Source organism: Lolliginicoccus lacisalsi (genome assembly GCF_014841105.1).
Classification (GTDB): domain Bacteria; phylum Actinomycetota; class Actinomycetes; order Mycobacteriales; family Mycobacteriaceae; genus Lolliginicoccus; species Lolliginicoccus lacisalsi.
In genome coordinates this window covers 100,766-115,467 of the sequence record NZ_JACYWE010000005.1, presented here as the reverse complement: position 1 = coordinate 115,467, position 14,702 = coordinate 100,766, and the positions used below count along the sequence as shown (strand labels likewise).

Annotated in this window: 11 protein-coding genes; 4 read left to right on the top strand and 7 right to left on the bottom strand. The window is 70.4% G+C overall.

The window, feature by feature from the left end; translation table 11 throughout:
* Positions 1-273: 273 nt before the first annotated feature.
* Both HT102_RS09800 and HT102_RS09795 read left to right on the top strand, forming a co-directional pair.
* Positions 274-1,158: an alpha/beta fold hydrolase gene (locus tag HT102_RS09800; protein WP_192039243.1), complete on the top strand. Its 885-nt coding sequence runs from the start codon at positions 274-276 to the stop codon at positions 1,156-1,158.
* Between the two features lie 121 nt (positions 1,159-1,279).
* Positions 1,280-4,858, top strand: coding sequence for a TM0106 family RecB-like putative nuclease (locus tag HT102_RS09795; protein WP_192039242.1), 3,579 nt, complete (start codon positions 1,280-1,282; stop codon positions 4,856-4,858).
* Between the two features lie 336 nt (positions 4,859-5,194).
* On the opposite strand, the gene HT102_RS09790 is transcribed toward HT102_RS09795, so the two are convergent.
* The 6 genes from HT102_RS09790 to HT102_RS09765 all read right to left on the bottom strand — a co-directional run bounded on the left by HT102_RS09790 (position 5,195) and on the right by HT102_RS09765 (position 11,635).
* Positions 5,195-5,776, bottom strand: coding sequence for an AMIN-like domain-containing (lipo)protein (locus tag HT102_RS09790; RefSeq protein WP_333473371.1), 582 nt, complete (start codon positions 5,774-5,776; stop codon positions 5,195-5,197).
* A 170-nt stretch (positions 5,777-5,946) separates the two neighbouring features.
* On the bottom strand, positions 5,947-6,939 hold the full coding sequence (gene egtD / locus HT102_RS09785) for an L-histidine N(alpha)-methyltransferase (RefSeq protein WP_192039241.1): 993 nt from the start codon (positions 6,937-6,939) through the stop codon (positions 5,947-5,949).
* Positions 6,940-7,003: 64 nt separating this feature from the next.
* Positions 7,004-7,762 carry an ergothioneine biosynthesis protein EgtC gene (gene egtC, locus HT102_RS09780; protein WP_192039240.1) on the bottom strand — a complete coding sequence of 253 codons (759 nt, stop codon included), beginning with the start codon at positions 7,760-7,762 and terminating at the stop codon, positions 7,004-7,006.
* The gene (gene egtB / locus HT102_RS09775; protein WP_192039239.1) at positions 7,762-9,111 is read right to left on the bottom strand and encodes an ergothioneine biosynthesis protein EgtB; all 1,350 of its coding nucleotides are present in this window, start codon (positions 9,109-9,111) and stop codon (positions 7,762-7,764) included. The genes egtC and egtB overlap by 1 nt, the downstream gene beginning before the upstream one ends.
* A complete protein-coding gene (locus tag HT102_RS09770) occupies positions 9,108-10,340 on the bottom strand; it encodes a glutamate-cysteine ligase family protein (protein WP_192039238.1) in 1,233 nt (410 codons plus the stop codon). Before HT102_RS09770 ends, egtB begins: the two co-directional genes overlap by 4 nt.
* 140 nt (positions 10,341-10,480) lie before the next feature.
* The gene (locus HT102_RS09765) at positions 10,481-11,635 is read right to left on the bottom strand and encodes an alkane 1-monooxygenase (RefSeq protein ID WP_225443501.1); all 1,155 of its coding nucleotides are present in this window, start codon (positions 11,633-11,635) and stop codon (positions 10,481-10,483) included.
* 309 nt (positions 11,636-11,944) lie between these two features.
* Here HT102_RS09765 and HT102_RS09760 point away from each other — a divergent pair, with 309 nt between their 5' ends.
* A complete protein-coding gene (locus HT102_RS09760) occupies positions 11,945-13,675 on the top strand; it encodes a SulP family inorganic anion transporter (RefSeq protein ID WP_192039236.1) in 1,731 nt (576 codons plus the stop codon).
* Positions 13,676-13,767: 92 nt separating this feature from the next.
* The gene (locus tag HT102_RS09755; protein ID WP_408611341.1) at positions 13,768-14,019 is read left to right on the top strand and encodes an SHOCT domain-containing protein; all 252 of its coding nucleotides are present in this window, start codon (positions 13,768-13,770) and stop codon (positions 14,017-14,019) included.
* On the opposite strand, the gene HT102_RS09750 is transcribed toward HT102_RS09755, so the two are convergent.
* On the bottom strand, positions 13,943-14,641 hold the full coding sequence (locus tag HT102_RS09750) for a hypothetical protein (protein ID WP_192039235.1): 699 nt from the start codon (positions 14,639-14,641) through the stop codon (positions 13,943-13,945). The genes HT102_RS09755 and HT102_RS09750 overlap by 77 nt on opposite strands.
* Positions 14,642-14,702 lie beyond the last annotated feature (61 nt).

The window sequence follows — 14,702 nt, the reverse complement described above, 5'->3', positions numbered from 1 at the left end:
GTGCTGCCGCGGGAGCGGTCGATGAACGCCTATGGCGGGACGATAGACGGGATCCGCGACCCCCTCGGCGGTGGCGGGCCCGGGTTTGCGCAACCGATGCCAAACGGTGGCCGGATCGCAGGAATGCTCGGCCACGCCGACCGATCAGTGAACACTTGTGCACTCAACGCGGATCAAGGTACATTCGCATTTAGTGCAGCTAGGAAAACTATCGCGCCTCAGGAAAGTTCACACCTGATCACGCGCGATAGCGCAACAGGACAGGAACCCCCAATGAAGCACACCCTGAAGGCCGTGGCATTCCACGGCGACGCGCTCCGCTATGTCGACACCGGCGAAGGCACCCCGATCATCCTCGTCCACGGGCTGCTCGGCTCCCACGCGTCCTGGGGCGAGCAGATCAGCTGGCTCGCCGAGGATTTCCGGGTCATCGCCGTCGACCTCTACGGCTGCGGAGCCTCCGACAAGAACCCGGGCGACTACACGCTCAGCGCCCACGCGGCGAGCATCCGCGACCTCATGGACCACCTCGGCATCGACAGCGCCCCCGTGGTGGGGCACTCCTACGGAGGCGGCGTCTGCATGCAGATGCTGTACCTGTTCCCCGAGCGCGTCCAGCGCCTCTGCCTCGTCAGCAGCGGCGGCCTCGGCCCCGAGGTGAGCCTCCTGCTGCGCGCGGCGAGCCTGCCCGGCAGCGAGCTCGTCCTTCCCGTGCTCGCCTCCCCGCTGCTGCGCGGCCTCGCCGGGACGGCCGCACGGCTCGCCGCCATGCTGGGCCGACCGATCTCCGCGAGCCCGAGCACGCTGGAGATCTGGCGCACTTTCGGCAGCGTGGCCGACCGCGACGCCCGCCGCGCGTTCCTGCGCATCACCCGGGGCGTCATTGGCCCGCTCGGCCAGACCATCTGCGCCGTCAAGCACTTCCCCGACTACCGGCACATCCCCGCGATGGTCATCTGGGGACGCCACGACAACATGATCCCCATCCTGCACGCCGAGCAGAACCGCGAGGTCATGCCCCACGCCGAGGCCGTCATCCTCGAGGACGCCGGGCACTTCCCGCACCTCGACGACCCGGTGGCCTTCCATGCCGCGGTCCAGCCCTTCCTCGCCGACACGGCCGGGGCGGGCGTACCGCGCGCGCAGATCGCGAGCTGACCGGGCCGGTCGCGGGGGGACAGGCCTCGGGGACAGGCAGCGCGGAAAATGTCGGGCGACCCACGTAGGGTCGTCTGCGATCCCGCACCGCCCGCCCCCGAGGCCGAATCCTGGAGCCGCCGTGTTCATCCTCGACCACACCACCCCGCCCCGGGTGGTGTGCAGCGCGACAGACCTCGCGCTCGCCGCCACCAGCGAGTTCGACCTGCTGCGCACCCTCGATGCCAAGCTCGGACGCGTCTCCCTGCCCACGGCGGCGGAGGACGCCATGCTCGCCCGGGCCGCCGAGCTCGGCGACGAGCACGAGAAGCGATTGCTCCAGCAATACCTCCACGAGCACGGCGACGCGGTCGTGGAGGTCCAGCGGCCCCGGTTCACCCACGACGACCTCACCGCGGCCCACCACGCCACCCTCGCGGCCCTGCGCTCCGGCGCACCCGTTGTCTACCAGGGCACCTTCTACGACGGGAGCTTCGCGGGATTCTGTGACTTCCTCGTCCGGGCGGACATCGCCGACCCCGATGCCGGGGAACCCAGCCAGCGCGGCGGGGACGGCCCCCGCTACGCCGTCTACGACACCAAGCTCTCCCGCCACGCCCGCGTGACCGCGCTGCTCCGGCTCGCCGCCTACGCCGACCAGCTCGAGCACGCGGGCATACCCACCACCGGCACGGCGCGGCTCGTCCTCGGCGATGGCACCGTCACCAACCATCAGCTCGCCGACATCCTGCCCGTCTACCGGCAGCGCCGCGACCGGCTCGACCGCATCCTCGCCGAGCATGGCGCCGAGAACGGACCCGTGCTGTGGGGGGACCCCCGCTACACCGTCAACGTGCACAGCGACCTCGTCGCCGAGGACGTGCTCGCCGCACGGGATCCCAGCCTCGTCGCCGGGCTCACCAGCGTGCAGCGCTCCCGCCTGATGGCCGCGGGCATCACCACCATCGATGCGATCGCCACCCTGCCCGACGATGCCCGCGTGCCGGGAGTCTCGGCGCCCGCGCTCGAGCGGCTGCGGGCCCAAGCGCAGGCGCAGCGCATCGAGGAGGAAACCGGCACCCCCTATTACCTCCTGCACGCCCCCGACGCGCTCGGTCAGCTCCCCGAGCCCAGTCCTGGCGATGTGTTCTTCGACTTCGAGGGCGACCCGCTGTGGGCCGAGGGCGCGGACCCGGACTGGGGGCTGGAATACCTCTTCGGCCTCGTCGAGGCCCCCGACGAGGCCCCCGAGGCCCAGCAGCCCGGCATGGACACGACCTTCGTGGCGTTCTGGGCGCACGACCGCGCCGAGGAGAAGCAAGCCCTCATCGACTTCGTCGACTACGTCACCAAGCGCCGCGCCCACCACCCCGACATGCACGTCTACCACTACGCGCCCTACGAGAAGACCGCGCTGCGCCGCCTCGCGGGCCGCCACGGCGTGTGCGAGAACGAGATCGACGACCTCCTGCGCGCCAACGTGCTCATCGACCTCTACCCGATCGTGCGGCGCGCCCTGCGCGTCGGCAAGCCGTCCTACAGCATCAAGAAGCTCGAGCCGCTCTACATGGGCACCCACCTGCGCGGCGGCGACGTCACCACCGCCGGCGACTCCATCGTCGAGTACGCCCACTTCACCGACTTTCGGGCGCGCGGCGAGCACACCGAGGCCGCCGCCATTCTCGACTCCATCGCCGACTACAACCGCTACGACTGCGACTCCACCCTCCACCTGCGCAACTGGCTCCTCGGCCACGCCCGCGAGCACGGCATCGACCTGATGGCCGCCACCGAGCCGCTCGGCCCCGACGACACCCTCATCGCTGATGCCACCAGCGCGCTCGAGCAGTCGCTGCTCGCCCACTGCGGTGACACGCCCCGCGCCGAGCGCGACCCCGCCCGGCAGGCCGCCGCCATGCTCGCCGCCGCCCTCAACTACCACAAGCGCGAGCGCAAGCCATTCTGGTGGGCGCACTTCGACCGCCTCACCGCCGCCGACACCGACCTCGCCGACGCCAACGATGCCCTGCTCATCGAGCGCGCCACCATCCTCGCCGATTGGGACAAGCCCACCCCCCGCTCCAGCTACTGCCGCTACCTCCACCTGCGCGGCGACATGCCCACCGGATCCGGGGTCCGCGAGGGCGCCGACGTGCACACCCTCTACGCACCGCCCGCCCCCGATACCCTCAACCAGCCCGTGCCCCAGGGACGTGCCGTTGGCAACGCGCACCTATGCACCGAGGACGAGTGCAACGACGCTGGCATCCGCTACCCCAGCAGCGGGGCGATCCTGCGCGAGCGCGCCCCCCGCGGAGCCGGGCCCCACGACGATCTGCCCGTCGCCCTCGCGCCCGCAGCGCCACCCGCCACCACTAGCCTCGAGGCCGCCATCGCCACCCTCGCCGAGGAGTGCGACACTCTCTGGCCGGAGATGCCGGAGAGCGCCGGTCTCGACATCCTGCAGCGCAGCACCCCCCGCACCCGCAGCGGACGCCCGCCCGCCCGCGCCCGCGACCACGGCGGCGACACCGCCAGCGCCATCACCACGACCCTGCTCGACCTCGCCGATTCCTACCTCGCCGTGCAAGGACCACCCGGCACCGGCAAGACCTTCACCGGATCCCGCGTCATCGCCGCGCTCGTCAACAACCACGGCTGGAAAGTCGGCGTGGTCGCCCAGTCCCACTCCGTCGTCGAGAACATGCTCGATGGCATCGCCGAGGCCGGAGTGCCCGCCACGCAGGTGGTCAAGGCAGACAATCGCCTCGGCTCCGACCTCTGGACCACCGTCGCGAAAAAGGCGCTTCCCGGACTGATCGATGGCGCCCACAGCGGCATCGTCGTCGGCGGAACCGCCTGGACATTCTCCAATCCCGGCCAGGTGCCCGAGCAATCCCTCGACCTGCTCGTCATCGACGAGGCAGGGCAGTACTCGCTCGCCAACACCCTCGCTGTCGCCGGCAGCGCCCGCAACCTGCTGCTCCTCGGCGACCCCCAGCAGCTCCCGCAGGTCAGCCAGGGCACCCACCCCGAGCCGGTCGATCTCTCCGCGCTGGGCTGGATCCTCGAGGGCCACGGCACGCTCCGCGAGAGCCACGGTTACTTCCTCGACACGACCTTCCGCATGCATCCCACGCTGTGCGAGGCCGTTTCCACGCTCTCCTACGAGGGGCGGCTCGGCTCCAAGGCCGCAGTCACCACCGCCCGCCACCTCGATGGCATCGAGCCGGGCATCGCCGTTCGCGCCATCGACCACCGCGGCAACGCCACGTCCTCGGTCGAGGAGGCCCACGCGGCGCGCGAGACCATCGCCGGGCTGCTCGGCACCGCCTGGAAGCCTGCCCGCGATGAGCCCGCGCGGCCGCTCGGCCAAAGCGACATCATCGTCGTGGCCCCCTACAACGCGCAGGTGGACCTGATCGCGGCCGTGCTGCGCGACGCCGGCCTCGGACAGGTGCTCGTCGGTACCGTTGACAAGTTCCAGGGCCGCCAGGCCGCCGTCGCGATCGTGTCCATGACCGCCTCCGCTGTCGAGGACGTGCCGCGAGGCATGGGCTTCCTGATGTCGCGCAACCGCCTCAACGTTGCGATCTCGCGCGGCCAATGGCTCGCGGTGATCATCCGCTCGCGCGCGCTGACGGATTACATGCCGACCACGCCCGACGGCCTCGCCGAGCTCGGGGCGTTCCTCGGATTGTGCGCGGCGGCGACTAGCTGAACCCGCGCTGCCTGCCGGGGTCGGTGCCGGCGCGCGGCACGCGGTCTGCCGCGTGCTGCGCGGTGCGCGCCTTAAGTCGCGCGCCTCGCGCCTCGCGCTGCGCGCGGCAAACGCGATAGAAACTCCGGAGAACCCGGGTCGGCTTCTATCGCGTTTGACGGTTTCCGGTGCGTTTGCCGACCCGCCGACCCGCCGCCTTGCCCGCCACCCCGCCGACCCGCCACCCCGCCGACCCGCCGCGCAAGTCGCGACCCCGCGGCCCAACCCGCGAACCCGCCTCACCGACACGTGGTCACCCAGCCCTAGCAAGTGCCAGGACTGGGTGACGCGGATGGGTTACTGCTGCCAGTAGTGCGCCACGTCGATCACCACGCGTGATGACGTGCCTGGGCCCTCCAGGGTGAAGACCCGGTAGGGCAGACGTGCTCGCACGCCGATGCCCAGTGAGGTCTGGCCCTCGAAGGTCCCGGCGAACGCTACCTGGCGGAACGTGTTGTACCCCCAGACGTTCACGAGCTCGCTGCGATCGGCGGGCCGATAGGTGGGCTCGCCCTGTGCGTTGTAGGCGGGCGCGTGGACGGCCACCTGCAGGCGGGCGCCGCCACGCAGGGGAACCTCGAAGCCGGATCCCTCGGCCCGGACCACATCGACATAGCGAACGTTGTAGCCAGCGACCGGGCCAGCGACGTCCACCACGAGCCGGTCGAAGCAAGCGTGGCGACCGGAGCGAACGTTGGAGACCGTGCCGGAGGAATAGTGCTGCCACGACTTGTCGAGGGAGCCCCACGTGATTCCGCAGTATGGGGAAGCGCCTGCCACCGCCGAGCCCAGTATGCCCGGACCTGCGACCAGGCCCATGGCCAGTAGCAGCGATCCCATCATCGACGTCAGAATTCGTCGGATCGTTGTCGTGCTCACAAAGCATCACCTCTGATCAGGTTGGATCCCGACCTACCTGACATGGTAGTCCCCAAATCGGACACGGACGAGGGGTGGCGATGCATCGTTATGTCCCGTTCGATCATGAAGATCGAGCCACGCGGGACGTGGCCAGGTCTTCACGATCGGCCCGGTCGGCCAGCAGCGCGCTACTCGACGCGCGCGAGCAGCAGCGCGAACCGCGAGTCCGGATCCTGCCACGCGTGCGCCACCGGCAGGCCCTGCGAGGCCATCTCGGCGGACAGCGAGAGCAGGTCGAACTTCGCGGAGACCTCGGTGCGGATCTCCTCCCCGGCGGCGAGGTCGACATCGAGCCCGGCGCCGGGGATGCGCACCGCGATCGCCGAGCGCGCCCGCAGCCGCATCTCGATCCACTGCGCGCTCGCGTCCCACACCGCGACGTGCTCGAATTCCTCGACGGGGAAGTCCGCGCCGAGCTCCCGGTTCATCACGGCGAGCACGTTGCGGTTGAACTCCGCGGTCACCCCGGCGTCATCGTCGTAGGCGGCGACCATGGTGGCCTCGTCGAGGATGAGCCCGGCTCCGATGAGCACATGCTCGCCGGGGTGCAGGGATTCGCGCATCGCGGCGAGGAACGCGGCCCGCTCGATGGGGTCGAGGGTGCCGATGGTGCCACCGAGGAAGACCATCATGCGATCGGGGTACTCGGGGACGAAGCGCAGCCCGTCGCGGAACCCGCCGGCGGAGAAGTCACTGACCACCCCGTGCACGGCTAGGCGCGGATAGTCCTTCTCGAGCTCGGCCATCGCTGAGGCGAGCGCGGCGGGGGAGACGTCCTGGGCGACGTAGGTGGCGAGGGTGCCGGCTTGATCGAGCGCATCGAGCAGCAGCCGGGTCTTCTCCGAGGACCCCGAACCCAGCTCGACGATGGTGCGCGCCCCGGTGATCGAGGCGATCTCGGGGGCGCAGTCGGCGAGCAGGGCCTTCTCGGTGCGGGTGGGGTAGTACTCGGGCAGTCGCGTGATCTGCTCGAACAGCTCGCTGCCGGTGGCGTCGTAGAACCATTTCGGAGGCAGGGAGCGGGGCTGGGCGGCGAGCCCGGCCCGCACGTCCGCGACGAGCGCTTCCGCGCGGGCGTCGTCGGCGAGATGGACGTCGAGGCGCTGCGTGCTGTTCACCATGGTTCTCCGAATCGTGGGATGCAGGGGGATGCAGGGGGCTGGGGCCGGTGCAGGGGCAGGGAGTTCAGGGCGGCGGGCTGGCCGTGCTGGGGATGGCGATGGTCTCCACGCGATCGGGCCGGGCAATGAGCAGGTGCCCGTCGGGCAGCCATTGCCAGCCGGGCGCGTCATCGGTGGGCTCGCTGGCCACGACGATCTCCCCGCCATCGCGCCACCAGGCGAGGCTGTGCCCCCAGGCGGTGGCGAGGATGTGGGTGCCGTCGCTGAGCAGGAGGTTCATCCGGGAGCCGGGCGCGGCCTCGGCGACGCGGGCCACGAGCTCCGGCAGCAGGGCGGCGGGATCCTCATCGGAGCGCAGGCGGTGTCGCAACCAGGCCCACAGCACCGCCGAGTCCACCGAAGCCTCGAGGGTCATCAGGTCGGCGAGCGGGATCTCCGCGGCGAGCGGCTCGAGGCTGCCGGGCCAGCCGGTGGCATACCCGTTGTGGGAGAACGCCCAGCCATCACTGATGAACGGGGCGCAGGCGGATTCGCTCAGGGGCATGCCCGTGGTGGCGCCCCGCACTACCGCCATCACGGCAGGCGCGGTGATGGCCCCGAGAACGGTCTCGCCCGAGGGATCCGCCCACGGCGGCATGGCCCGCCGGTACGAGCGCCACCCATCGCCTCCGCCCCAGGCCACGCCGTAGCCATCGACATTGAGGGTGCCGGTGCCGCGCATGAACCGGGGCGCGTGGGCCTGCCGCGCCAGGGAGTGCGCTCCCCGGGCTGTCACATCGCCCGCCGCGATGGGCCCGCCGATGCGGGCGAGATGCCGGCACATCAGCGCGGCCCGGCGCTGCCGGTGTCCCAGGCGAGGCGCAGGCCAGCGAAGATCTGCCGGCGGATCGGGTAGTCCCAGTTGCGGAACGTGCCACGGATGGCGACCTCGTCGGTGCCGAACGATCCGCCGCGCAGCACCCTGTGATCGGGGCCGAAGAACACCTCGGAGTACTCGGCGTAGGGGAAGAACCGGAAGCCGGGGTAGGGCAGGAAGTGCGAGGACGTCCATTCCCACACGTCCCCGATGAGCTGCTGCACCCCGAGCGGCGAGGCGCCGGCGGGATAGGCGCCCACCGGCGCGGGACGGACGTGGCGCTGCCCGAGGTTGGCATGCTCGGCGGTGGGGTTGGCGTCCCCCCACGGGTAGCGGCGGGATCGTCCGGTCGCGGGGTCGAAGCGGGCTGCCTTCTCCCACTCGTGCTCGGTGGGCAGGCGTGCCCCGGCCCACCGGGCGAACGCCTCGGCCTCGTGGAAGCACACGTGCATCACCGGCTCGTCGACGGGCACGGGCTCGTCGCGGCCGAAGCGCCGCCGCCACCATTGCTCGCCCTCGCGGCGCCAGAACAGGGGCGCGGCGAGGCTCGCGTCCTGCCGGTACTGCCAGCCCTCGCTCGACCACAGGGCGGGGCGCTCGTACCCGCCGTCGGCGATGAACTCGACGTACTCGCCGCAGGTGACCGGGGCGCGGGCGATGGCGAACTCGTCGATCCACATCGTGTGGGCGGGTCGCTCGTTGTCCAGCGCCCAGGGCTCGTGATCAGTGCCGATCTCGCAGGGTCCGGCGGTCACGACAACGCGACCGGTGGCGTCGGCGCGGGCGCGGGGCGGCTCGGGGTCGGCGAGGACGGGCTCGCCGCGGCGCAGCTGGTGGGTGGCGAGCATGGTCTCGTCGTGCTGCTGCTCGTGCTGGGCGATCATGCCGAACGCGAAGCCGCCCTCGATCAGGGGCGCGCCCTCGAGCGGTGTCGCATCGAGCACATCAAGGGTCTTGTCGCGGACGACGCGCACGTAGTCGCGGGCCTCGCGCGGGCCGAGCAGCGGCAGCCGGGGGCGCGTGGCCCGAGGATGCTGGAAGGCGTCATAGAGCTCGTCGATGTCCGCGCGCAGGGGCTCGCGCCCGCCGACATCGCGGACGAGCCACAGCTCCTCCTGGTTGCCGATGTGCGCGAGGTCCCACACGAGCGGGCTCATCAGGGGCGAATGCTGCGCGACGAGGTCGCCCTCGTCGACAGCATCGGTGAGCAGGGTGCTGCGGGCGCGCGCACGCTCGAGGGTGGTGGCGATGCGCTCGCGGACGCTGCTGGGGGACGGGCTGGTCGAGTGCGGGTGCACTGGCTGGTCGGTCGTCACGTCGCTCCTGCTCGTGCGGTGGTGTTGCGGCGCCGGGCTGCTTGCTCGATCCGGGACGCGAGGGTGGTGTCGTCGCAATGATGGGCGGCCAGCATGAGCAGGTCGCCTGCCGCGCGGGCGAGGGCGGGGTCGCTGGTGCCGAGCCGGGCTGCCCGCGCCCACGAGGTGGCTGTCGGCTCGGCAAGGGCATGGGCCCGATCGACGAGCCCGGGGGAGGAGACCAGTGCCGCGACGACGGCGACGGGGATGTCCCACCGCTGGTCAGGCTGCTGGTCGAGATAGCGGATCTCGAAGAATCCCTTGGGCCGCACTGGGGGGAAGAGGGTCGTGAGGTGGTAGTCGACGTCGGCGACGGCGGGCGCGCGCCCGATCGGGGATGAAGCGCCCTGCTCGATCCAGGAGCCTAGGTCCAGGCCAGGTGGTGCGGCCCAGTCCTCGTGCTCGGAGCGCACGCACAGCAGCGGGACCTCGAGCGCCCACGTCGCGTAGCCGTCAGCGAGGGTGCATCCCGCGGGCAGCCTCGTGCGGGCCGGATCGAGGGTGAACCAGGCGCGCATGCGCTGCGAGGCCCACTGGCCCGCCGCGCCGCCCGCCACCCGGGGAGACGCGGCGAACGCGGCGATCAGGGCCGGTCCGATGGCGTTGAGCATTTGCCACCGCGCCTCTGATTCGGCTGCGGTGGTGCCTGGGCCGACGCAGGGCTGCACCGCAGCGGTGTTGTTCATCATGATCCGCCCCATTGGCCCGTTGCGATCGAACACCGCCTCCATGGCGCGGTAGCGGGGCGCGTCGAGGATCCGCTTGGGCTCCCGGCCGGTGTCCGCGGCGGCGCAGCCGAGCACGAGGCCATGGCCGTGGAGCCTCGCGGCGAGCAGGCGCGCGTCGCTGTGCAGCGCGGCGAGGAGCTCGCGGGCGGTCGGTGACGGCGCGCTCGATAGCTCGATCTGACCACCGGGCTCGATGGTGACGACCGAGCCGCCAGGCAGGGGAGCCGAGCGCCCGCCGAGCGGTGGCGCCCAGGGGCCCAGGGCGGCCCGGATATCAGCGTAGGCGGGCCTGCGGCCGGGATCGGAGGGGTCGAGCACGAGCCATTCGATCTCGGCGCCGACCGTTGGGCCGGCCGAGGTGGCGGTGACACGGTTGGTGATCAGCTCGTGCGCCGCCTCGCGCGTTGGCACGATACGCGCGGGGTCCGCGGGCAGCGTGGTCGCCAGTGGGGGTAGGCCCATGGTTTCGAAACTACCGGCGCCCAAGCGATCCGCGCCACACTTTGCCACCAAGCAGACAGACCAGTCCGCGGCGGCGGACAGCGAAACAAGTCCGGGGCCAGCGCGGCGTGCGCTGGCCCCGGAGGCGGTGAGGGTGCTTGCTAGCTGTTGTGGCTAGCCGTGGCCCCGTACTGGGCGAGGTACTTCTCGCGCTTGCGGGGGTGGATGTTGGCCCTGGTGATGTCGCCGTTGTAGTGGGCGAGCACGCGCTTGTCCATGACGCGGCGCCACAGCGGCGGGAAGTACGCGAGCACCATCATGCTGGCGTAGCCGCTGGGCAGGTTGGGCGCGCCGTCCCAGGAGCGCAGGATCTGGTAGCGGCGGGTGGGGTAGGCGTGGTGGTCGCTGTGTCGCTGCAGGTGGTACAGGAACACGTTGGTGCAGATGTGGTCGCTGTTCCAGCTGTGCTGCGGGGAGCAGCGCTCGTAGCGCCCGCTCGCGGTCTTCTGGCGCACCAGGCCGTAGTGCTCGAGGTAGTTCACGACCTCCAGCAGCGAGAACCCCAGGATCGTCTGCAGGATCAGGTAGGGGATCACCTCGGTGCCGAATATGGCGATGGTGGAACCGAACAGCACCACCGACATCAGCCAGGCGTTGAGCACATCGTTCTTGATGGACCACGGGCTCTTGCCCATGCGCTCGAAACGGGTCTTCTCGAGGTGCCACGACGACTTGAGGCTGCCCCACACGGTGCGGGGCCAGAAAGCCCAGAAACTCTCGCCGAGGCGCGAGCTCGCGGGGTCCTCGGGCGTGGCGACGCGGACGTGGTGGCCGCGGTTGTGCTCGACGTAGAAGTGCCCGTAGAAGGTCTGCGCGAGGGTGATCTTCGACAGCCAGCGCTCGAGGTTCTCCTTCTTGTGGCCGAGCTCGTGGGCGGTGTTGATGCCGATGCCACCGACGAAGGAGATGCTGATGGCCAGGCCGATCTTGTCGATGACGCCGAGGCCGCCGTCGAAGCCGAGCCAGCCCAGGTCACTAGCGGTGATCAGGTACATCGCCATGAAGAACGTGATGTACTGCAGGGGGATGTAGGCGTAGAGGATGTACCGGTAGTACTTGTCATTGTCGAGCCGCTCCATCCATTCCTCCGGCGGGTTCTCGCCGTCGGGACCCAGGAAGATATCGATGAGCGGGATGAGGATGTACACGAGGATGGGCCCTGCCCACCACAGCACGTGCGTGACGGATGTGAGGCCGATCTGGTTGAGCCCCCAGACGAGGCCGAGCACGATGATCATCGCGCCGGGAACAAGCATGCCCAGCGTCCACCAGTAGCGCTTCTTGTCGCGCCACTCGCTCACGGGGCTCTCTGGAACAACTTCTGCTGACGACACCTTTGTCCTCTCCAGCGAAACGGACACACGCAGACACAAACGTGTGATCTGTATACCTCGCTGACGATAGCGCGAGAACGTGCATCGTGCATCACAGTCCCGCCGTTTTGTCCAAAAGAAACAAGCAACGCTGCTTGATATGGCGATGGGGCGAGCGAAGACCTGCCCTGCGGCCGCCCGGGCATGGCAGGATCACGAGAACGCCACAATTCTCGAGCCGGGAGTGTCGACATGGCCACGGCAAACGAGGTGCCACGCAACGTCGTAGCCCTGCGCCACTACCAGCGGCGCTGGCTCCGGGCCGACGTGCTCGCCGGCATCACCGTCGCGGCCTACCTCATTCCACAGGTCATGGCCTATGCCGCCGTCGCTGGGCTGCCTCCGGTGGTGGGGCTGTGGGCCATCGGCGCCGCGCTGGTGATCTACGCGATCCTCGGCACCTCGCGGCAGCTCTCGGTGGGGCCGGAATCTACTACGGCACTGATGACAGCCGTGGCGATCGGCCCCCTCGCCGCCGGGGACCCCGCCCGCTACGCTAGCCTCGCCGCGCTGCTCGCCCTGCTCGTGGGCATCGCCTGCATCCTTGGCTGGGCAGCCAGGCTCGGGTTCCTCGCCGATCTGCTCTCGCGCCCCGTGCTCGTCGGCTACATGGCAGGCATCGCGCTGATCATGATCGTCAGCCAGCTCGGCACCATCACCGGCACCCCCGTCGACGGCGACTCGGCGACCGACCGCGCGCTGTCCTTCCTCGGGCTGATCGGCGATATCCACTGGCCGACCTTTACCCTCGCCGCGGCGACCACCGTGTTCCTGCTCGCCGCGCACGCCCGCTGGCCGCTCCTGCCGATCCCGCTCATCGCGGTCATCCTCGCCGCCGTGGTCACCGCGGTCTTCTCGCTGCGCGATATCGGCATTGCTGTCGTCGGCGCGGTCCCGCAGGGGCTGCCCGCCCCCTCGTTGCCCTCGATCACCGGTGACGACCTGAGCGCCCTGCTGCTGCCCGCAGTGGGCGTGGCCATCGTCGGCTACTCCGACAACGTGCTCACCGCGCGATCATTCGCCGCCCGCAACAACTACCGCATCGACGCCAACAAGGAGCTGCTTGCCCTCGGCAGCGCCAACCTCGGGGCCGCGGCGATCAACGGCTTCCCCGTCAGCAGCAGCGCGAGCCGAACCGCGCTCGGCGACTCGATCGGAAGCCGCACCCAGCTGCACTCCCTCGCTGCGCTCGCGGTCGTGATCGTCGTCCTCTACGCGGGCGGCCCGATCCTCGAGCTGTTCCCCACCGCCGCCCTCGGCGCGCTCGTTGTCTTCGCCGCCACCCGACTGATCGATGTCCGCGAGTTCCGCCGCATCGCCGCCTACCGGTCCAGCGAGCTCGTCCTCGCTCTCGTTACCACCTTCTCCGTGCTGCTGCTCGGCGTGCTCTACGGCGTCATCGTCGCCATCGTGCTGTCGATCCTCGACCTGCTGCGTCGTGTCGCCCGGCCCCACGACGGAATCCTTGGCCAGGTGCCCGGCCTCGCGGGAATGCACGATATCGATGACTACCCCAACGCCCGCCGCATGCCTGGCCTGGTCGTCTACCGCTACGACGCGCCCCTGTTCTTCGCCAACGCCGCCGACTTCCACCGCCGCGCCGTCGCCGCCGTCGATTCCGCGCCCACCCCCACCGAATGGCTCGTCCTCAACGCCGAGGCGATGATCGAGATCGACCTGACCGCCACCGACATGCTCGAGGAGATGCGCGTGGAGCTCGAGAAACGGGGCATCACCCTCGCCCTCGCGCGCGTCAAGCAGGAGCTGCGCGCCGACCTCGACGCCGCGGGCCTGCTCGGCAAGATCGGCGAGGAGCAGATCTTTCCCACCCTGCCCACCGCCGTCGACGGGTACCTGCGTGCCTACAAGACGCGGCACGGCCACCCCCCGCAGGAACGGCCGAAGGGACCTATGCCCCCATGATCCCGGCCAGTTGGCCCCGCTTTCCATGACCGGCGGCTCTGAAGCTGGGCCCGTCCGCGCAGGGAGGATCGAGAGCGCGGACGAGGAAAGGGGTGTCGGCGATGATGCTTGGGTGGGATGGGGCCGGGTGGTCCTGGATGATGCTGATGCCGGTGGTGTGGATCGCGCTGCTCGCTGTTCTCGTGTGGGCGATGATCGTGCTGATCCGCAGCGGAGCGAGCGATCCCTCGGCGCCGACCGCGGAGCAACTGCTCGACCGGCGCCTCGTCAATGGCGAGATCGATCCGGAGGAGTACTCGGCCCTGCGCCGCCGGCTGCGCGGGCAACGCCGCGCGAAGGGCTGACGAGCACCACCCCGGCGGCCAGGAGCCACATCGGGCCCGTGACCAGCACGGCATATCCGGCGGGAGCGAGCGACTCGATGGGCAGCACAGCGATCGCCACTGCCCCGCACGCGGCCGAGGCGACGCCCAGCAATCGCATCCAGCCGGGAGCCCACGGGCCCGACCAGCTCAGCAAGGCGGGCGCGAGGCCGAGCAGCAGCGCCGTGGTGGTCCAGTCGGCGCGGGAGGCCATCCATCCCAGCACGCTCGCGAGATCGACGGCGCCCTCGTCGGCCGCGGCCACCACGAGGGTCATCGCGAGCAGGTACGTCGGCAGCGCGACCGCGGCAGCGATCACGGCGACGGCAGCACCCAGGGCCGAGGCTAGCGTCCGGCTTCCCACGGCCAGCGCTACCGAGCCGAGCGCGACGAGCAGAGCGGTGACGATCCACATGCCGTAGTTGAGCACCAGGGCGGCGCTGCCCGAGGCGGCTTCGAGGTAGGAGGCCATCGTGCCGTCGCGCACGGCCTCCTCGAGGTCGATGCCGATGCTGGCATAGAGCACCATGCCGCCGATCACCACCGCGGCGGCAAGCAGGTAGAGGGCTCCAGCGATGCGATGCTCGCGCGTCATGCCTTTCATGCCTGCCATTGTGCCCCGCGACGACAATGCCCTCCCGGTCGGCGTGGACCAGGAGGGCACC